General features: G+C 54.4%; 9 protein-coding genes. 5 read left to right on the top strand and 4 right to left on the bottom strand.

Annotated elements, in window-relative coordinates; genetic code table 11:
- Positions 1–86: 86 nt before the first annotated feature.
- Positions 87–2,069 carry a phospholipid carrier-dependent glycosyltransferase gene (locus GSQ91_RS13350; RefSeq protein WP_158822131.1) on the top strand — a complete coding sequence of 661 codons (1,983 nt, stop codon included), beginning with the start codon at positions 87–89 and terminating at the stop codon, positions 2,067–2,069.
- Between the two features lie 732 nt (positions 2,070–2,801).
- On the opposite strand, the gene GSQ91_RS13355 is transcribed toward GSQ91_RS13350, so the two are convergent.
- Entirely contained in the window at positions 2,802–4,034 is a 1,233-nt protein-coding gene (locus GSQ91_RS13355) for a hypothetical protein (protein ID WP_158822133.1), read from the bottom strand.
- A 728-nt stretch (positions 4,035–4,762) separates the two neighbouring features.
- Here GSQ91_RS13355 and GSQ91_RS13360 point away from each other — a divergent pair.
- From GSQ91_RS13360 to GSQ91_RS13375, 4 genes are all read left to right on the top strand, one after another.
- Complete coding sequence (locus tag GSQ91_RS13360) at positions 4,763–7,048, top strand: glycoside hydrolase family 3 N-terminal domain-containing protein (protein ID WP_254064561.1); 2,286 nt, start codon at positions 4,763–4,765, stop codon at positions 7,046–7,048.
- Positions 7,049–7,108: 60 nt separating this feature from the next.
- On the top strand, positions 7,109–9,400 hold the full coding sequence (locus GSQ91_RS13365; protein ID WP_158822135.1) for a GH92 family glycosyl hydrolase: 2,292 nt from the start codon (positions 7,109–7,111) through the stop codon (positions 9,398–9,400).
- Positions 9,401–9,749: 349 nt separating this feature from the next.
- Entirely contained in the window at positions 9,750–11,969 is a 2,220-nt protein-coding gene (locus GSQ91_RS13370) for a glycoside hydrolase (protein ID WP_216845224.1), read from the top strand.
- 173 nt (positions 11,970–12,142) lie between these two features.
- Positions 12,143–13,225, top strand: a complete 1,083-nt coding sequence (locus tag GSQ91_RS13375; protein ID WP_254064563.1) for a LacI family DNA-binding transcriptional regulator — start codon at positions 12,143–12,145, stop codon at positions 13,223–13,225.
- A gap of 51 nt (positions 13,226–13,276) precedes the next feature.
- Here GSQ91_RS13375 and GSQ91_RS13380 read toward each other — a convergent pair whose 3' ends face one another.
- The 3 genes from GSQ91_RS13380 to GSQ91_RS13390 form a co-directional block, all read right to left on the bottom strand.
- Positions 13,277–15,286 (bottom strand): glycoside hydrolase family 97 protein, encoded by a 2,010-nt coding sequence (locus GSQ91_RS13380; RefSeq protein WP_158822139.1) that lies wholly within the window; start codon positions 15,284–15,286, stop codon positions 13,277–13,279.
- Positions 15,287–15,434: 148 nt separating this feature from the next.
- On the bottom strand, positions 15,435–19,025 hold the full coding sequence (locus GSQ91_RS13385; RefSeq protein WP_158822141.1) for a TonB-dependent receptor: 3,591 nt from the start codon (positions 19,023–19,025) through the stop codon (positions 15,435–15,437).
- 316 nt (positions 19,026–19,341) lie between these two features.
- Positions 19,342–20,775 (bottom strand): sugar porter family MFS transporter, encoded by a 1,434-nt coding sequence (locus tag GSQ91_RS13390; RefSeq protein WP_158822143.1) that lies wholly within the window; start codon positions 20,773–20,775, stop codon positions 19,342–19,344.
- Positions 20,776–20,777 lie beyond the last annotated feature (2 nt).

The raw sequence follows: 20,777 nt of genomic DNA on the forward strand, positions 1-20,777 counted from the left end.
CCCTATAATGGAGGCGCGAATCATTGCGCATAGCGTTTTCATCAGTTACTGCATTGCACCCGTAAATCTTTGGAGGTGGAGGGTCGGTGAATAGATTGAAAATGCCCGTCTGGTCCTTTGCAGGCGGATTGATCCTCTTGCAGATGATCCTGGTTGCGATCATCGTTCATGGCGAGTCGCTCACCTTCGATGAGGGCGACCATATTTTCGCCGGCTACATGATGTGGCATAGTGGCGACTACGGTCTGAATCCCGAACATCCGCCGCTGGTGAAGCTGGTGGCGACACTGCCTCTGCTGCAGGAGAAGCTTTGGGTGCCTCCACTGCAACAGCGAATGTTCAAGACAGAGGCGTACCGGGATGGCCGTGATTTTCTGGAACGTAATGATGGCCCAAGGCATCGCCTGCTCTTCCGCATGCGCCTGGCCGCAGGTGTCTTTGCCGTGGGTTTCTCGGTGATGGTATTTCTGATGGGGAGCAAGTTCTTTGGCGAGTCCGCTGGTTTGCTGGCTTTGCTATTGGTGGTCTTCGAGCCCAATGTGTTGGCCAACAGTGATCTGGTCACGACCGATATGGGAGTCGCTTGCTTCTTTCTGGCCACAATCTATTGCTTCTACCGTTACGCAAGGCAGCCATCTGTGCTTCGTCTATTGCTGACCGGCTTGGCTGCTGGACTCACGCTGTCGGCCAAGCACAGCGGGATTTTGCTGGCTCCGATGCTACTGGGATTGACCCTGGTAGAGATCGCCTGTGCCGAGCGGGGACGGCGCAAGCGGATGGCTGGGACACTGTTTGGCGGGTTTGCAGCCATCGTGATCCTCGCGGTTGTGGTGCTCTGGGCTTTCTACGGTTTTCGCTATGTGGCCAGATCGGCAGGGCTGGTTATGAACCCGACGCTGAGCGAATACGCTGCACCCCTCACTGGGATGAACAGTTGGGTGATAGGACATCTCGCCAACTGGCGGTTGCTGCCAGAATCCTACTTGATGGGGATGACTGACATCCACTATGCAGCGCAGCAGTACCCCATCTTTCTGCTAGGGCACGACTATGCTCACGGTGTTTGGTGGTACTTTCCAGTCGCGCTATCCATCAAGACCACTCTGGGCTTGATCGGTCTGGTGGTTTTGGCCGGTATTGCGCTGACCAGCAGGCGGCTCAGGCAGAAAAGAGAATTGGCGTACCTGGTTGTGCCTGGCGCTATCTATCTGGCTGTGGCGATCCTCAGCGGTATGAACATCGGCACTCGTCATGTTCTGTTCTTGTATCCACTGGCCGCGTTGCTGGCAGCAGCGGGTCTGACAGCGCTCGCGCAGCATGGCCGACGCTGGATTTGGATCGGTGGAGGATTGGTGGCGTGTCATGTCGTTTCTGCCCTGGCGGTGTTTCCGGCAGAGATGGCGTACGCCAACGAAGCCTGGGGCGGAACGGCAAACACTCACAAATACCTGAGCGACTCCAGTGTGGATTGGGCGCAGCAACTGCCACACGTCAAGCAATGGGTTGACGCCCATCCTGGCGAGGAGTGCTGGTTCGCCTATTCCGCTTATCCGGATCTTCGTCCGCAAGCCTACGGCATTCCCTGCCACCCGCTGCCCACGGCCCATACCGGAGGAGAGATCCTGCCGGTCGACGTGCCAGAGACCATCCATGGCAACCTCCTGTTAAGCGCCGACGATCTCGAAGCCTGTGACTGGCCCAGCGACCAGTTGAATGTCTTCGAGCGATTTCGGTGGATGCCGATGGCGGAGCAGATCGATCACAGTGTGTTTGTGTACCATGGCGATTTCCATGTGCCTGAAGCGGCAGCGTTGGGAGCAGTCCAAAAGTCGAAGATCCTGCTGACGGAGAATAAGCCCGCAGAGGCTTTGGTTGCGGCAAAGAAGGCGGTCGCTTTGCAGCCGGAGAATTTACTGGCGCAAACGGCCTTGGGAGATGCCCAGACGGCATTAGGCGACAAAAAAAGTGCACGAGCTGCCTATGAATTGGCGCTGGCGGCAGCGCATAAATTGGAAGCTGACGCGCAGCCGCTGTTTGTGCCGGATTTAGAGCAGAAGCTGCATCCATGATGTCGTCTCTCCCGGTTGCTGAAATGCCGTTTTCCGGGATGAACCTAGCCGTTCAGCGTTGATCGCTCACCACGTGACGACTTCGAATTTGCGGGGAGCGTTGATCTTACAGAAACTGCTGACATTCCGAATTCCGCGCGGGATAATAAGGTGTGGACCTCTTCGCGCCTCGCTCTAAGAATGATTGGAAGTCCTGGCATTCCCTGTGGAAGGCCCTTCCGTGTCTGGTTGGCTTCTTGATTTTCGCCTCACAGGCAGCGACAGAGAACGATGCGGCGTGCAGGCAGCGAACAAGCTTCGGGACGATCAGCGACTGTGAGCGATCCGGGCGTAGTGGATATCACTGCAGTTATGTTTTCCCAGTTGACGGAGAGCCATACACAGGCGATAGCGCATCCGATTCCTATCGTCTGCTCGGACATACCGTGGTGGTTTACTACGACTCTCAAAAACTGACGATGATCTCCCTTGAAGATTTCGCTGTAAAGAGTCGCAAAGATCGGAATATTGCCTACATCTTTCTATTGATGACTGTCGCTCTAGTCGCCTTCGTCCTCTATTCAAAGGTAAAAGATCGGGAGGATTCCAAGCGGCGAGCCATTTGAAGCCGGCCTCTTGATAACGTTGAGAGGCCGGAATGCATGTAAGCCGTATAGGTACCAGCGAACTCGCTTCCGTTTACCAAGCGCACTTCAATTGATCGAGCGCAACCCTGAGTCAGCTTCAGGATTACTATCGATCGCTTCCCCAGATCGTGCGAATCGCTTCTTCATCGCCGAGTCCCTCTGGCACCTTGGGACTTGGCGCATTGGCGTAGTACCAGCGGTGACCATCGAGCGGTGAGGTCTCTGTCCGGCTGCCTGGCATTTCGAGATAGCCGCTGGGATCCGTTTTTCTGACCCAATCCCACGCATAGCGGAGCCACTGGCTACGGTACTGTTTGCTCTGGTGAGCAAACCAGCTAATTTCGTCATACCCCCAAACCCAGTTCTCTCCCGCGCGAGCCTGTCCTGGTTGCTTACTGGCTCCCCAGTTATCGAGTTCCACGAGATACGGAAGGTGCTCACACTGCCAGCCGCTGTATGTCCCCCCACCCTTGCTGCGGCCATAGATACCGTCGGAGAAACCGACTTCCAGAATTGCCTCCTGCGGTCGGTCGGGAACCTCCTTGATTCTTAGCGGGAAGGCATGGAAGTCGAGCAGCAACTGACCATTGCGCACCAGGCCTCCGCTCGGAACATGAGCATTGCAGAGCACCATGCCGCGGCGCGCATGTTTTTCGGCATAAGCGCGTACCAAGGCAAAGACGCGAGCATAGTGGGTAAGATCGGGATCGTTGAGATCCATGATTTCCATTTGGCCGAAGTGAAGGCCCTCGCAACCCAGGTCGATATAGGACGCAGCCAGAAAATAGAACCAGAGTTGGGTTTCCGTCTGGCTCACATCGGGAATGCCGCCATTTCCCCAGGAGCGCTTGCGTTGTGCCGGGGGATACAGCATCGCTTCATAGCGGAAACTTCGTTTCTCCACCGGGAGGCCCAGCGCGATAAAGGCCCAGTCCGGCACGGGAACCTGTTCCACTTCAGGAGTAACAATCTCAAAGATGCAGGCTTCGAGAATCATCTCTGGATCGGCGGCGTGGACCTGCGGAAGCTGCTTCTTCGCTCGTTCGAAATTTTGCAGCAGCCTGGCTTCGCCACCCCACAGACAGAGGCTACGCCCGATGTACTTTGCGCCGACAGAGGAGAGCATGCGAATGTTGTCATCGAGATTGCCTCTGCCGTTGAGCAGACCTTCCATCGAGATCGCTCGGGACAAATAGTGACCGAGCACCTCACGCGAGATTACCCGGTGGAACTCGTAGCTACGTTGGGGAGATGCCGATGGAAAGCTACCGAATGCTCTCTTTGCCAGAGCGAAGGCAGACGCCTCAAGAGAGGATGTCAGAAAACGCCGTCTTTCCACGAAGCCTCCACGAGGAAAAGTTCACACCTTTTGCGCCGAAAACAACTTCGATACGCTGAGGCGTTGTGGCAGGATCACCCGAGCTACCTCGGCACGGGATTGATCCGCATAGAAGATAGGCTTCATGCACGGACATCTCATCCAGTGTCCGATGCAAATCCTGAAGACCACTGTAGGCGATGGTTAGCTCCAAAACAAGGTTATGTCTGGAGCTTGGAGCGTTGGCAAGTATCTGATAATAAATGAATTTTATGGGTGATAAGCAGCCGTAACAGTAGCTACGTGGCGATCTTTGGGCTGGATCGAACGACGTTTATCAACTTTCCTTCAGGCCGCTATTAATAGATGAGCCTTGCTTGTTGCTGCGAGGTGATCCTTTCACTTCGACGCAAGTTGTTCCAAGACAGAAAAGAATTGCGGATGGTTCGCAGATACCCTTATGATGGGACTCGCTTTAACGTATCTACTGTTAGCACTTCGTAGCCTAGTAAAGGCATTTATTTTCATAGAAATAAAATTCAGTTAGAAGCGGAGCTAACGTTGCTATCCTCCGTACGCCCTATTAGGGTGGTTAGCGCTGGCAAAAGCATTGGGAGTAAAAACGCAAAGTGAGCAGACATAACAATACGAGTGTGGGTAAAAGTTCGGTCGACATGCGGAATATCAACTCAGGGCTAGCGAGCGATGAATGTACATCGCCAGAGATTGATGGGGATCTAAGAAGAAAAGTGAGGGCGCCATTCCTGATCCAATTTGTCTCCGGGGGCGCCGTGCTGTTGGCTGCCTGTCTAACTCTCGCTATCCAGTCCACTTCGTCTCAGGCGCAACAGGCGGACCAGAAGGTACCCGCAGACGCGTTGTACAAGCAATCAAGTGCGCCGATCGAGCGCCGCATCAACGATCTGCTGGGCCGCATGACTCTGGAGGAGAAAGTCCGGCAGCTCGATCTGTATGCGAGCGTCGGAACCTTGGAGGACAAGCATACCGGTAAGGACCATGTCGCTCTTGATGCAGCCTTCCTCCCAGGCAAAGCACAAGAGATGTGGGGAGCGCTTGGAGTTGGTGGTATTCATGACGTCTATCCGACCTCGACGCAATCCAACGCCATCCAGAGCTGGGTCATTGCACACAATCGTCTTGGCATTCCCGCCCTGTTTGTGGAAGAGGGCCTGCATGGCTTCGACACGGGAACAGTGTTTCCTGCTCCGATCAATCTGGCTGCCACCTGGAACCCGGATATTGCACAATGGACAGGCGCGGCCATTGCAGCTGAGGCGCGCTCTACAGGCGTTGGCATGATTCTGGCTCCTGTGCTGGACCTTGCCCGTGAGCCGCGATGGGGACGGGTTGAGGAGGACTTCGGAGAAGATCCATATCTTACCGGTCAATTTGGCCTGGCCTACGTGCGCGGTGCCCAGGGAGAGAGTCTGAATACGGATCACACCCTGGTCGCCGAGCCGAAACACTTCGCCGGACATGGTTCTCCAGAAGGGGGGACGAATACGTCGCCCGTGCATATGGGAGAACGCGAGTTGCGCAGCGATATGCTGCGTGGGTTCGAGCCAGCGTTTCGCGAAGGGCATGCGATGGCGACAATGGCCGCCTATCACGAGATCGATGGCATCCCGGTTACGGCGGACCCCTTTCTGTTGAAGAAGGTTCTGCGTGACGAGTGGGGTTTTCAAGGGTTTGTGCTCTCAGATCTGGGTGCGATTCGGCGACTCTATGACGCGCATCATGTTGCCGCAACGCCCAAGGACGCGTCATGCATGGCTATCCAGTCAGGCGTCGATATGCAGTTTTATGATTTTGAGCACGCGGTTTTTCAAAAGGCGTTGATAGATTGCGTGCATGAAGGAACGCTGTCCCAGGAAGATCTCAACCGGGCAGTTACTTCTGTTCTTCGGGTCAAATTTGCTCTGGGTCTGTTCGATCATCCTCTGGTGGACACTGGCTTGAATGCCAAAGTAGATAGGTCTCCGGAGCATTTGGCTTTGTCTCTGAAGTCTGCACGTGAGTCCATGACGCTGTTGCGAAATGAGGGAAACGTGCTTCCTCTTTCCCGCTCCGTCCAGCACATTGCGGTGATCGGCCCCAATGGAAATGTAGCGAGGTATGGCGATTACGAAAAAGAAGCGAATGGTATGCACATTAGCCTTCTGGACGGCATTCGTAAGCTGCTTCCACAGGCCACTGTCACATTCGACGCCGGCGAGAATATTCCCCGAGCTGTAGCGCTGGCGAAAGAGGCGGATGTTGTCATTCTCGGACTGGGAGAATGGCAGGGAATTTCAGGAGAAGGCTTCGACCGCTCGAACCTTGATCTGCCGGGCAATCAGGAACAACTGCTCGAAGCTATTACTGCTACTGGTAAGCCCGAGGTACTGGTGCTCGAAAATGGGCGGCCTCTCACGATTGGTTGGGCGAAGGAACATGTACCCGCGATCCTCGAAGCCTGGTATCCAGGGGAGTTTGGAGGTCAGGCCATTGCCGAGACGCTTTTTGGTGAGAATAATCCGGCTGGCCGTCTGACGATCACCTTCCCGCGCAACACAGGACAACTACCGGACTTCTACAACGCTGATCCGTCACGCGTCCATAAGTATGTAGACGACGACGGCGAGCCGCTGTTTCCTTTCGGATTTGGATTGAGCTATACCAGTTTCCGGTACGATCATCTCGCGGTGCAGGTTCCAGCGTCCGGAAGCAAGGGTGATATTCAGGTCACGGTCGATGTTACAAATACCGGGGACAAGGAAGGGGACGAAGTTGCCCAGCTCTATTTGCGGGAAGATGTGAGTAGCGTTGAGACTCCCGATCGCTCGTTAAAAGGATTCTCCCGGATACACCTCAAGCCGCAGGAGACGAAAACTGTTACCTTCCGTGTTCCCCAGGAGCAGATTGCTGTCTGGAATGCGAAAGAGACATGGGCCGTGGAATCGGGCAACTATACAGCCTGGGTAGGCGGATCTTCGAAGGCAGCCTTATCAAAGGGGTTCCTTCTAAAGCCGTAATTTATTCAAAAATGAATAAGGCTCCGGCTGAGTGGACGCAGCGACAAAGGACAGATGGCGATGAAGAGTGCAGTTACGTTGTTAGTCGTATCGGCCATTTTGGGCGGCAGTAGTTTGTCCGGCTTTGGGCAACATCAAAAAGAACCTGTGGACTATGGTTCGCCGAATATTGGGACGATCGGGCAATTGCTCACCGCGACGATTCCCTATGTGCAGTGTCCCCATGGGATGGCGCGGCTCGCTCCTATTACTACACCTGGTATCGGCGACCGCTATCTTGCGGATAAGATCTACGGCTTTCCTGTGGGGCCTGCGACTCTGATGGCCTCTGTCGGCGAAATCAGCACAAAGCCATCGGCGTATGCGTCTGACTTCGACCACGATTTCGAAACCGCTACGCCCTATTATTACGAAGCAGATCTGCAGACGTGGCGGATTCAGGCGGAACTTACAGCAAGCCATCAGGCGGCGTACTACGGGTTTACCTTTCCTGCCAGTGCTCATGCTCATCTGGCTCTCAGCATGGGAGACAATGCGGAACTTAAAGTAGTTGGCAACCATGCGCTGGAAGGGAGTCAACGCATCGCCGGCCCAGTTGGACAGATTACAAACGAGGGCGGCGAGACGAGGGAGTATTTCTATGTAGAGTTCTCTCGTCCCTTCAATCTTTACCAGACATGGCAGAATGGCAAACTAAGTGACACCTCGAAGCAGACCGGCAATCACATTGGGTTTGTTACGGATTCTCCTTCTGCTGCAGGAGAGCGGGTCGAGGTTCGAGTGGGATTGTCCTATATCAGTGCAGAACAGGCTCGCAAAAATCTCGAGCGGGAGATACCCGGCTGGACATTTGAGCGCGTAAAAGCAGATACACGCGCTCTCTGGAGCCAGGCGCTTGGAGGAATCCAAACTGTTGGCGGAACGGAGAGGCAACGCACGATTTTCTATACGGCTCTCTATCGCTCTCTTGGTCGAATGACCGATATTACAGAGGATGGCCGATATTTCAGTGGCTACGATCACACCGTTCACGACGCAGGTGGGCATGATTTCTACATAGACGATGGGCTTTGGGATACTTACCGATCGCTCCATCCTCTGCAGCTTTTGCTCGATGCCAGACAACAAGAGGATATGGTTCGCTCCTATCTTCGTATGTATGAGCAGAGCGGCTGGTTGCCTTCGTTTCCTTCTGTGGCCGGGGATCAGGCGGTTATGATCGGTCACCATGCGGCGGCCTTTATCCTGGATGCCTACGTTAAGGGTTACCGCGATTTCGATGTCGAAGAAGCCTATGCGGCTATGCGAAAAAATGCTACGGAAGCGACTATGCTTCCGTGGAGCCGAGGACCGCTCACGAGTTTGGACCGTGTGTATTTCGACAAAGGATTTTTCCCTGCACTGGCTATCGGGGAAAAGGAAACGGTTCCGGAGGTGACTGGCGAGCGGCGTCAGTCGGTTTCTGTAACCCTGGAAAATAGCTATGACGACTGGTGTGTCGCGCAGTTTGCCAAGGCGCTGGGCAAACAGTCGGACGAGGCCTATTTCAGCAAATTGGCGCATAACTACGAAAATGTTTTCAACCCGGCAATTGGATTTATGGCTCCAAGAAGCAGCGACGGGAAGTGGGTGGCTGATTTCGATCCGAAGCTAGGTGGAGGACAGGGAGGACGAGATTACTTTACTGAGGTGAACTCGTGGCTCTATACCTTCAGCGTTCAGCAGGATGTCGCGGGATTAATTCATCTGCTTGGAGGCCGCGATGCCTTCAACACGAAGCTCGATCAGTTGTTTATAGAACAGTACGGGACCTCAAAGTTCCATTTTCTCGATCAGTTTCCCGATGCCACGGGTCTAGTTGGTCTTTATGCCCAAGGCAATGAACCTAGCTTTCATATTCCTTATCTTTATGATTTCTCCGGGCAGCCATGGAAGACACAGCGGCGAGTGCGGCAACTGATGGATGTCTGGTATGGGGATGGCCCACTGGGGATTCCCGGAGATGACGATGGTGGTGCTACTTCGTCCTGGTATGTTTTCAGCGCAATTGGCTTCTATCCGGTATGCCCTGGCAGCGCAGTGTATGAGATTGGAAGTCCGATCTTCGCGAGAAGCATTATAAAGCTGAGTGGTGGGAAGGAGTTCACCGTCATAGCGAATCATGTCTCGGCGCGCAACAAATATATTCAGTCAGCTCAACTGAACGGTAAGCCCCTTAACAAGCCGTGGTTTCAGCAATCAGATATCGCTGGTGGAGGAACACTAGTTCTGGAAATGGCAGACAGCCCAAACACCAGTTGGGGTAGCTCTCCATTGGAGGCGCCACCGTCTATGACAGCTGCTGTGCAGTAGCAAGGATTCGCGACATCAGTAGTTATCTCCAGATTGGAATCAAGAATGCTGTAAATATCGTTGCGTAGCTTATTTGTCATCGGACGTGTTCGAATACACATTCCTCATTCGGGAGAGTCTCATGTGTGAGAAGAGTTTTATTTTTCGCTACCTGCATAATGGGCGAACTACGCGCACACTTGTTCTCCTTTTACTGTGTGCTGGGTATACAACGTGTGCTCTGGCCCAATCCGCTGCATCGGATATCACAACCGCATGGCATGATGGCAGATTTCAGGTCGAGGTTGAGCATGTAATCGGCCGATCGGACATCGTTTTAGGCAAACCGAATGTGGAGCCTGGTCAGGCGATGCCGCTTGGAAATGGCCGTCTTGGCGTTGCCATATGGTCAGCGGATGGACTCACAGCGCAACTCAACCGGGCCGACACACTTCCGGATCGTCTCTCTCCAGGCCAGGTCGTACTGCCTGGGATCGCCAGACTGACACACGCTAAGGACTACACGGGACGCCTCGATCTGTATCACGGGGAGTTTCAGGAGCAGGGCGGAGGCATGACCGTTACAGCCTATGTGCAGCCGCATAGCGATAGCCTGGTGATCGCCGTAACTGGCGCGAAACCCGACGAGCTGCAAACCGCGCAACTCAGGCTATGGTCGCCGCGCACTCCAAAAGCATCCGCTAAGGGACAGGTCGGCTTACTGCCAGAGGCGTGGGTGGATAACAAGAATCCGGAGTCATCAGGACGCGCCTTCGGATCGCTATCGGGCATCACCGCGCAAGGCCGCGATGTCTCCGCTACGGTTACGGATCCTCTGACTATCAGTGTTTCGTTCAGGCCCTTTAAGGATGGCAGTTTTCGGGTTATCGTCGCGTCGCCGCACTATGACGGCAAAGAAGATGCAGGGGACATCGTTCGCTCGGAGCTTTCTTCAGCCTCTGAAGTTACACATCGAACATGGTGGGAGGATTTCTGGAAGCGCGCGGCGGTAATCAAGGTTAGCTCGAAGGATGGTGCCGGTGAGTATATGGAGAATCTCCGGAATATCTATCTCTTTGTTGCGGCTATCGAGAAAGGTGTCGAATTTCCCGGTTCGCAGGCTGGCGTCGCCGACATGGTTTCTTCCGCGCGTGACGCGCATCGCTGGGATTCGTCTGCGTTTTGGCATTGGAATCTTCGCATGCAGGTCGCGGCCAACATAGGAGCTGGCCTCACGGAACTCAATGCGCCGTATTTCAATCTCTACAGGGAGAACCTGGCTAGCATCGAGAGTTGGACGAAGGAGCACATGAAAGGACGTCCTGGAAGTTGCGTGCCTGAAACAATGCGCTTCAATGGACGGGGTATTGAATATGAATCCAGTTGGAAGCCGATCAGTATCGGCCACGACTGCGATGCCGACTGGCAACCCTACTACAACGCGCGGACGCTCTCCACAGGAGCGGAGGTATCGCTTTGGGTTTGGCAGCAGTATCTAGCTGCGAATGACCAAAAATTCCTCGCTGACAATTATCCGCTCATGACTTCCTCTGCCCGCTTTCTTCTTGCCTACCAGAAGAAGGAACCGGATGGGTTGTTGCACACAACTCCATCCAATGCGCACGAGACACAATGGGACGTGACTGATCCGACTACCGACATCGCCGCGAGCATGGCTCTTTATCCCGCTACGATTCAGGCTGCAAAGTTGTTAGGCAGGGATGCTGATCTGGTTCGGCAGTTGCAGGAGGCACTGCGGAAGATCCCGCCATTTCCCCGCACCCAGGAGACTGGCCCGCGGACTCTGTTGCCTTCGTCGGCAGATGCTGATGGAACAGATGTGATTGCCGAGTCGTATCTTCCGGGCGCGACCGGTCATAATGCCGAAAACATCGGGCTTGAGACAGTCTGGCCGTATGACTTGATCGGAGACACATCGCCTCTATTTGCCCTTGCGCAGCGTACCTATGCGCATCGCTCGTTCCAGGCGGTTGCGGATTGGAGCTTCGATCCGATTCAAGCTGCACGGCTCTCGTTGGGCGACGAAGTGGGCTCGACTCTGATCAAGATTACAGAGAGGTCTCAGCACTCTGTGAACGGTTTGGCGAATTGGGACGCCGCGTATGGAGAGTTCTATGTAGAACAGGTCGGAGTCGTCGCAGACGCACTACAGGAAGCACTGGTGCAGGACTATGACGGGCTGATACGCGTTGCACCCGCTATTCCGGCAGGATGGGACTTCGATGGCAGCGTCTATGTGCGAGGGCGTACGAAAGTTGATGCACAGGTGCGGAATGGAGCTGTAGCCGCCCTGGTCATTGAGGCAGGAACGACAGAGCCACTCAAGATTCGCAATCCGTGGCCAGAGCATTCAGTCGATGTTGTAGCCGGCAAAACCGGTACGAAAGTGGTGAAAGGTGCAGTTGGGCCGACCATTACATTCCAAGCTGTGGCCGGTACAACGTATCTCATCGAAAAGCATGGAGAGCCGATACTGAACCGGCGCTTTGCACCCGTGAGTGGTTCTCCTGCGCGGTTGGCGAAGCAACTTGGATCCGTTCAAATTGGTCTTTCCAGCGATAGCCAATGACGGCGTGCACTGCGAACACAAACCTGGTCTATACAAAGGTCTGGAACCTGAACAAATCTCGCAAAGATGCCAAGTGACTGTGACTTGAAGTGAACCTGCTGCAAAAGGTTTGTGCGGAGGACGAGGAATCGCAATAACATGGGTCTTAGAATTTAGCGGATACTTTTGTTCCCATGATGAATAGCACACCCAAAACCGCTGGTATCAAGGACATAGCGAAGGCTCTCGGAATTTCGATCGGCACGGTCGATCGAGCTCTGCACGAACGGTCGGGGGTCAGTTTAAAGACCAAAGCCCGTGTTCTGCAGATGGCCGAACAATTGGGCTACAAACCTAACCTTGCCGCGCAAGCCTTGAAGCTCAACCGCAGAATAGAAATAGCGGTTGTTCTTCCTAAGCAGATCTCTCACTTCTTCGATCCTCTGCGTGCCGGAATACGCTCCGCGGCGGATGCAACCGTCGGAATGCATGTGAACGTAACCTTCTACGAGTATCCGCGGCTGGGCCAAGGTGATCTTGAACTGCTTGAGGCCAGGCTGAAGGATCAATGCGACGGGATCATCTTTACCCCCGGCAATCCCAGAAGATTAGATCCCATCATCCGTCGCCTCGCCAGCCAGGGCACGGCGATGCTTTGTGTGGCGAGTGATGCGCCAGCCAGCGCGAGAATTGGGCTGGTTTCGGCTCATGCTTACACCAGCGGTGCAATCGCTGCAGAGCTTCTGGCGCTTAAGCTCGTTCGCAAAACGCATGTGGCCACCATCACCGGCGAACTCACGACTCTCGATCATGCGGAGAAGCTCCGCGGTTTCGCGGCTACGCTCGCTATGATTGCGCCACATCTTAGCTTGTTGCCGGCAGTCGAGTCTCATGAACGACCCAAGGAAGCCTATCGACAGACGATTGCTTTGCTTCATGGAGAGACAAAACCACAAGGCCTGTACATCAGCACGGCGAATAGCATTCCGGTCCTGAAAGCACTCGAGGAAGAAGGTTTGCTCGGCAAGATCCAGGTTGTAGCCACCGATCTTTTCCAGGAGTTAGTCCCATTGATCGAGACTGGAAAAATTCTTGCAACTCTCTACCAGCGTCCCTTTACGCAAGGGAAGGTTGCCTTTGAAAGCCTCGTGACGTATCTGCTGGAAGATAAGAAGACCGCTCCAATGATTCGTCTGGCACCGCACATTATCTTTCGAAGCAACCTTCATCTTTTCGCGGACCGCTTGAACAGCCTGGCAGAGCCTGAAGAATCTTAGTCGCTGTCCCCCAGACATTCATTGCAAACTCTGAAGGGACAGCTGGCCTATCTACTTCCCATGTGACGGGAAGAACCGGATTGCACAGCCCCCGCCCGCAGCCAGCCGCAGCGTCAGCTGCTGTTGTCTGGTTACGACCTTTCGCGTGATGGTTACATGCTGAGGGTGAATCGCCGCGTCTGGTCCATCTTCATAGATTTCAGCTACGTATTGTCCTGTGCCGAGAAATTCCAAAGGTACATGAAGCTCGCGTGGCGTCCAGTTCGTTGTGCTTCCGAGATACCACTCCTTCCCATGGCTGCGCGCGATAGTAACGAACTCACCCGGCTCGCCATTGAGAACGTGCATGGAGTCCCACTGGGCCGGAACGTCGTGGATGAACTGGAATGCAGGTTGATTGTCGTAAGCCTGGGGACTATCAGAAACCATCTGGAACGGAGTCTGGAAGACAACGTATAGCGCCAGCTGTTGCGCGCGAGTACCCATCACCATGGGGCTCTGATCCCTTGGAATGAAGCCGCTTTCCGTTGCATTGTTAAAACCTCCCGGAGTGTAATCCAAAGGTCCGGCGAGCATGCGCGTGAAAGGGAAGACGCTGCGATCGACCGGGCTATCCCGTCGGCCAACCTTGTTGTTTTCTGCACCAAGAACTGCTTCATAGCTCAGCACATTTGGATACGTGCGCTCGATACCCCATGGTTTGCTGGCGCCGTGGAAGTCCACCATAAGGTGATGATCCGCGGCTTCGCGAGCGACATCATAGTAGAACTTAATACCTTCCTGGTCATCACGATTGATGAAGTCGATCTTCACGCCGGCTACACCCCATTTCTCAAAGAGTGGAAAGGCCTCCTTCATCTGTTCCATCACCGAACCGGAGTATAGCCAGATCCATACTTTGACATTCTTGGCAGCGGCGTAGCGCACCAGCTCAGGCACGTCGACATTGCCGCGGAGTTTTGTGATGTTCCGGCCGTCAGCCCACCCGGCGTCAAGCAGCATATAGGGAAATCCCGATTTCGCAGCGAAGTCCACGTAGTACTCCATGTTCTTCGTGGTGAAAGCCGATTTTCCATCCGGTCCGATGTCACCAGCCCACCAGTTCCAGGAGGCTTTTCCAGCATGTATCCAGCTCGTATCCTGTACTCGATTGGGGGAGTTTAGATCTGTGACGAGATTGGATTCCATCAACCTGCTGGGCTCATCCGCCACCAATAAAACGCGCCACGCAGAGTGGTATGGCAGCGTTGTTGATAGGGCTAAGTTTGGATCGTCGAATCGCGGGGAGAGCTTGGACACGAACCAGTGTCCTGCCCAGTTTCCTGAAGGATTGGTGACGTACATACCTGAATTGCCTTCAAGATCGGCCTCCGTAAGTGCCATCCATGCGGTTCCAGGGGAATGCATCAACAACGGCATACCGATCAGGAAGCTGCTTGAGACTCCTCCCTGGTTGCTGAAGGCTGAGATTGGCAGCTTTACGTACTCACTCTCATAACTGCTTCGGTAGTTCGGAAGTTCCAATGCCCAGGTCGTTGCGTCTGTGCTGATCCGAAATTCCGTGTCTTCCTGTTTCAAACGCAGGTCTTTGATCGCGCTTTGTTCAGGAAGAACATAACGCAAGGCAACGCCATCGTTATAGGCGCGTGCCTCAATGATCAGTGACCTCTTCGGCGCGCTGTTCTCCACCAGGTGCAGCTCGAGTTTGTTGTACTCATCGTGGACTTTTCCGGACTTTCCAGCGATAAGCGTATAGTCGTCGCTTCCTTTTCCCGGAGTGTTTGAGGCGATCTGCACGTTGCTGCCCAGTATTGGCTGATCGACTAACTCAAGACCGAGCGCCGATGGATCAAGCAGCTGCTTGCCATGGAATATCACAGAGTAGACAAGTTTCCCCTCAGCGCTGGTAGAGTCTTTCCCTCTGGTCGTGTTGAACTGTATGACGAGTTGCTGGTCGGGAGAAGACAGCGTAGCCGATCCGGATTGCGTGAAGCCCTTTCCGCTGTAGAAGGCTGTCAAAGCAGTTGCGATAAGGGCGCTTTTTCTGAAAGGGAAGTGCATAGATGGCAATAACCTCTTGGGGAAAGATGTGAGGTGAGTCACTTGTAATTTTTTGTGGGAGATGAAAGCTGTTGGAGACCACAAAAGAAGGTGAAGAGAGTTGCATCTGCAATCCCTTCATCTTCTTTTGTAGGTGACTTACCGGGCACTAAAACACGTACTTCAGCGATAGCTGGAAGAAGCGAGCATCCGGTGTGTTGTTCTGGAAGGTCTTCGGGCCAGAGATCAGACCTCCATTCGCGTTCATGGATCCGTTAGGACTTCCTAACGTTGGATGGTTCAGTATGTTGAAAGCATCCGCACGGAACTGCAGGTTCTGCTTGCGCCAGGTTGAGAACGTCTTGAAGATAGACATATTCACCTGGTAGTACCCCGGGCCGTATACGTTATTCTGCACACCGCCAAGGAGAGCGATGGCCGTAGCCTTGTCGGTGACTGGTGAAGCGTACAGGACAGGAACGCCATCCGAATTGACGGACCCCACCGGGTGTGTAGCGTCCGCAATTGTCTCTCCCGGAATGGGGTTGCGGAAGGCGCAGGGGTTGATGTAGTTCAGCTTTGTCTGCACCTCAGCGGGGCAGGAGGTGAGGCTCGGGTTGGTTGGATCGGGTATGCCGCCACCACTGTACGGATTGCGGACGACTATAGCGCGCCCGCTGCCATTGGCCGCCGTGCTGACGTTCGGCGATACGGTGAAGGGGACGCCGGTCTGCGCTGCCCAGGTCAGGCTCGATGCCCAGCCGCCGATCGTCTCGTCGACCCAGCGCGAGTGGTTCAGGAATGCTTTCCCTTTACCGAACGGCAACTCATAGTTGCCGTTGACGGTGACGCGATGGCGAATATCAAAGACCGAGTTTGTAAGCTCGTCGATGAATGGAATCAGCGCCTGGTTGCGGTTGCCGATTCCCGTGAAGAGCCCACCTGCATCGCTGGCGTCATCGAGAGCATGTGACCAGGTATAGGTTGCCAGGAAGGACAGTCCATGCGAATAGCGCTTCTCCAGTTTGGTCTGGAGCGAGTTGTAGGTGCTTACGCCTCCGTAGTGGATCTGGCCGATGCCGCCGAGGTCCGGGAATGGATTGAAGGGGTTGATATTGGTGTTAGGCCGCCATAGACCGGGCGCGGTGTTCGGTGCGTAATACAGCTCCAGGTGACGGGAGACATTGCCCACATAGCTGATGGTGGCAGCAAGGTTAGAAGAGATTGCCTGCTGCACCCCAAAGCTGTAGTTCATCGTGTAAGGAGTCTTTACCTCCGGGTCAATGGAGTGGAATCCGGGCTGGGAGACAAATGTCTGCAGGCCTGCCCCGAGAGAGGGCTGCAGTCCAGCCTGAAGCGTGATGCCTTGCGCGGCTAGCGATGGGCAGTTCTCCGTGGAGCAGGTTGGAGCCGTGAAGCTCGCCTGGTTGGAATAGGGGAAGTTTGCTCCGAGGTTTCCGTTGCCTTCCGACTGCAGGCCGCCATAGAAGATCCCGAAACCGCCGCGGACAACTGTGGTCGGTTGTGCCTGGTAGGCGAAGCCGATGCGTGGAGCGAAGTTCGTCTTCTGTCCTGTTACCAGCCGGTCGTTGTCGACGTACTGTACGCTGACGTGATCCTTCGCCAGTACGCTAAGGAACGGCGCACCCAGGGGAACGTTCTGCTGGCTCTTCGGCAACTGGAAGGCGCCGGAGCCGGTGCCTATGCCCAACGGCCCGGTCACGACAAAGTTGGCCTGTTGCCCTGCGTTCTCCTTGTAGGGCTGGTAATAGTCGTAACGGATGCCCAGGTTCAGGGTCAGCCTCCGTGTTAGCTTCCAATCATCCTGCGCGTAGCCGGCCTTGTACCACTGAGCATCGTTGACGTTGGGTGCTCGCGAGACGGTCGCATAGTTTTCCTGGTCCGTCAGCATGTCGGCGACGGCTGAGCCGGTATTGGCTGTACCAGGTATCCCCGTGTACTGACCGTTCCAGTGATACTCACCAAGATCAGAGGGGGCATAAATGTAGTAAAACCGGACGGCCTGAAGCGAGATGCCGAACTTCAGCGAGTGATTGCCCCATATCTTCGTTACGTTATCCAGGATCTGATAGACGTTCTGAGACTCTCTGCTGATGGCCTCCGAACCCCACTGCTGGATCGTGCCGTTCACATAACCCAACGGTAGACCATACTGGCCTGGTTTTAGATCGGGTGACTGCGGTCCCAGCCCCAGAGAAGTAGCGACTGTGGGATTGTTGGCATTCGGCTGCTGGAAGTTGAAGACGCCCCAGTTGTAGCCGAAGCGAAACTCGTTGGTCAGGGTGGGCGTAAAGATGTGGGTTTCGCTGCCCATGAAGTTCATGGCCAGGTTGGTATCGTACTGACCGCCATAGCCACTGCCGTCCAACAGTGGACCTAGCGGAAGACCGTTTGTCTTGATCTCGTGCAGATAGCTGTAGCGGGCATAGGCCTGATCACTCGATCGGATGCTCCAATCCAGGCGTTGATCCCATTGGACAACATTGTCGCTGTTGCCGAGATTGACGAGGTAGTTGTTATAGGTCTTTCCGTTATTGGCGTTTGGCGCTGGATACAGGTTGAGGATAGTCGAAGCGACTGCGTTGATCTGGTTGGAGCACAAAACGTTCAGTTGTCCGTTGCAGGTCAGTGGCTTGCTCTTGTCGGCTGAGTTTGGTTCATACAGCAGGGTTGGTGCGCCGACGCCGGTCAAGGTGCCGTCCAGTAGTTCGGAGAAGTTACCCTGCTTCATCAACGCCGTCGGCACGTTGATCAGCGTTGGGTTGCTGATGGAAATACGATTGGCCTCGATATCGCCAAAGTAGAAGAGCTTGTTCTTCCAAATGGGGAATCCGAGCGTGGCTCCAAACTGGTTCTGGTGGTACGGCGGAACCTTTGCGTCAGGACCCGCGTTCCAGTTGATCGCGTCCAGGTTGGTGTTGCGCAGGTACTCCCACAGATCGCCGTGGATCTGGTTGGTCCCCGACTTGATGCTGGCGTTCATGACACCACCTGCGGAGTGCCCAAACTCAGCACTGAAGTTGCTGGTCTGGAGGCTGAACTCGGAGAGTGCGTCCGGCGGAGGCCGCATGACATAGCTGGAGCCGTTGAGAAAATCTACCAGATTGGTGTTGTTGTCCACACCATCGAGAATGAAGTTGTTCTGCTCGGCGCGCTGGCCGTTGGCTACGAAGTCGCCGCTGCCGCTGCCGCGCGTATTTCCAAAAGGCGGCGCAACGCCAGCCGTCAATTGCGCGATATAGACCCAGTTCCTTCCGTTGAGCGGGGTATCGTTGATCTCTTTTGCGCTGATCACCTGGCTTACGGCTGAATCCTGTGTCTGCAACAAGGGCTCAGCTTCGGTAATTGTGACAGTCTCCGTTATCGCCCCCGGCTTAAGCGTCATCACCACGAATAATCTCTGTTCCGCATCGAGGTGGAGGTTCTCCTGCTTGGTTGTTCCAAATCCCTTTGCCGTGGCGCTCAAGGCATAGGTACCAATCTTCAGCGGCGAGAAGACATAGACGCCGCTTCCATTTGAGGTTCCCTGCAGGACGTACCCTGTATCCGGGTTCGTTACCGTGACGGCCGCGTTCGGAACGCTTGCGCCGCTCGTGTCCTTTACGATGCCGGTGATTGCACCTTGGTCAACCTGCCCCATGGCTGTGCGGTTGATCGATAGAATCCCCAATAAACAAAGTAGGAATAGCGTACTCTGCGCGATTCGTTCATAGATCTCTTGCAGTCTTCTCTTTGTCATGGATGTTTCCTTCCTGCAAACTCTCTTCACTGATCTCATAGTTACCTCTCTGAATCGAACGCAGCATCTTGACCTTCCGTGAGGAAGCGATAGGTACAAACTGCGATAGTGTACGTTACCGGTACATCACACTATGCCTCTCACTAGAAAGCTGTCAAGAATAAACAATAGCTTCGTTTATCGCGGTATTAGTGGGTAAATGTGAGAAGTCTTAGCTTTGAACCAATATTCCGTTATCGTTTCCAATTGGAAACGATTGCAGGACGTTGCCGCACCGCGACGTTTGGCTCACTGCGTGGCTGGTCTCGATCTTTTGCTAATTAGAAGACAGGTTTCTGGACTCGATTTCCTCTAGCGTCTGACCCTTTGTTTCCGGCACAAAGAGGAGCACGAAGATGGCACCGACAATACAAATCCCACCATATCCGAGGAATGTGCCTGAACTGCCGAGATTACGGTTGATCCATGGAAAGGTATACGTGAGCGCAAAAGAGGAGAGCCACAAGGCACACACTGCTAAAGACACGCCTTGGGATCGGATGCGGTTTGGAAATATCTCCGAGATGAGTACCCACGTTACTGGAGCAAGCGTGAGCGCATAACAGGCAATGGCACTGAGCGTAAGTAGCAACACCGCTCGGCCATGCCAGCCTGCGTGGTAGGCGATCCCGGACAGGAGATGCGACAGCCCGATACCGATGCAGCCATACAGCATCATCGGACGGCGTCCAACTCGATCGACGATCAACATGGCAAGGACAGTGAAGATCAGGTTGATCGTTCCCGTAATCACGATATTGAGAAAGATGTCGTTTTCTCCGTACCCCGCACTTCGATAAACCTCTGCGGCGTAATTGAAGAGGATGTTGATACCTGTCCACTGCTGCAGGACGGCGAGACCTACACCGATCAAAACGATCTTCCTGGTCCCTGGCATCCGGAGTTCTCGCCAGGAGGTATCCATAGACTCTTCCAGATGCAAGGTCCTCTTGATATTGGCTACTTCGTTCTGAGCATAGGCGGAGCCACCAATCTTGGTGAGAACCTCGAACGCCGAAGCTTCCTTCCCCTTTGCCAACAACCAGCGAGGACTCTCAGGGATGAAGAGCGACGTTATCGTGAATACAACTGCCGGCACCACTACGGCGCAGAACATCCAGCGCCATCCGTACTGAACATTCCAGGACTGTAGGAATGCGACATGACTTATCTGGTCTGGCACTGGTCGCGCGATCTGCCAGTTCGCAATCTGCGCCAATAGAATTCCACTCACGATCGCAAATTGGTTCAGACTGACGAGCCGGCCACGGATCGCTGCCGGGCTTATTTCTGCAATGTACAACGGAGAAATATTAGAGCTCAGCCCAATCGCTGTACCGCCGACAATACGCCAAAAAACAAAAGCCGAGAACGAGTAAGACCATCCCGTGAGCGCTGAGGAGATAGCAAACAAAATTGCTGCGACGAGAAGGACGCGTCTTCGTCCAAAGCGTTCGCCTGCATATCCCGCCAGGAGAGAACCAACAAAACATCCAATCAGGGCGCAGCCATTGGCCCATCCGATGAGTTGTTCCGAGGTGAGGTGGAAGTAGCCCTCGTAGAATTGGCGAGCGCCGCCGATTACGACCCAGTCATAGCCAAAGAGCAGTCCGCCCATGGCTGCCACCAGTGCAATCGTCCAAAGGTAGGTGGTACTTTGGGCCGGAATTGTGGGAGCGCCCGTACTCGGAGAGGCGGGAATAATTTGCATGG

The sequence above is a fragment of the Granulicella sp. S156 genome (assembly GCF_009766105.1).
Lineage (GTDB): Bacteria > Acidobacteriota > Terriglobia > Terriglobales > Acidobacteriaceae > Granulicella.

Excerpts from the sequence above, each read along its gene's own strand:
- GSQ91_RS13385 (WP_158822141.1), bottom strand. The coding sequence starts at position 19,025 with ATGACAAAGAGAAGACTGCAAGAGATCTATGAACGAATCGCGCAGAGT.
- GSQ91_RS13380 (WP_158822139.1), bottom strand. The coding sequence starts at position 15,286 with ATGCACTTCCCTTTCAGAAAAAGCGCCCTTATCGCAACTGCTTTGACA.
- GSQ91_RS13390 (WP_158822143.1), bottom strand. The coding sequence starts at position 20,775 with ATGCAAATTATTCCCGCCTCTCCGAGTACGGGCGCTCCCACAATTCCG.
- GSQ91_RS13365 (WP_158822135.1), top strand. The coding sequence starts at position 7,109 with ATGAAGAGTGCAGTTACGTTGTTAGTCGTATCGGCCATTTTGGGCGGC.
- GSQ91_RS13375 (WP_254064563.1), top strand. The coding sequence starts at position 12,143 with ATGATGAATAGCACACCCAAAACCGCTGGTATCAAGGACATAGCGAAG.
- GSQ91_RS13370 (WP_216845224.1), top strand. The coding sequence starts at position 9,750 with ATGCCGCTTGGAAATGGCCGTCTTGGCGTTGCCATATGGTCAGCGGAT.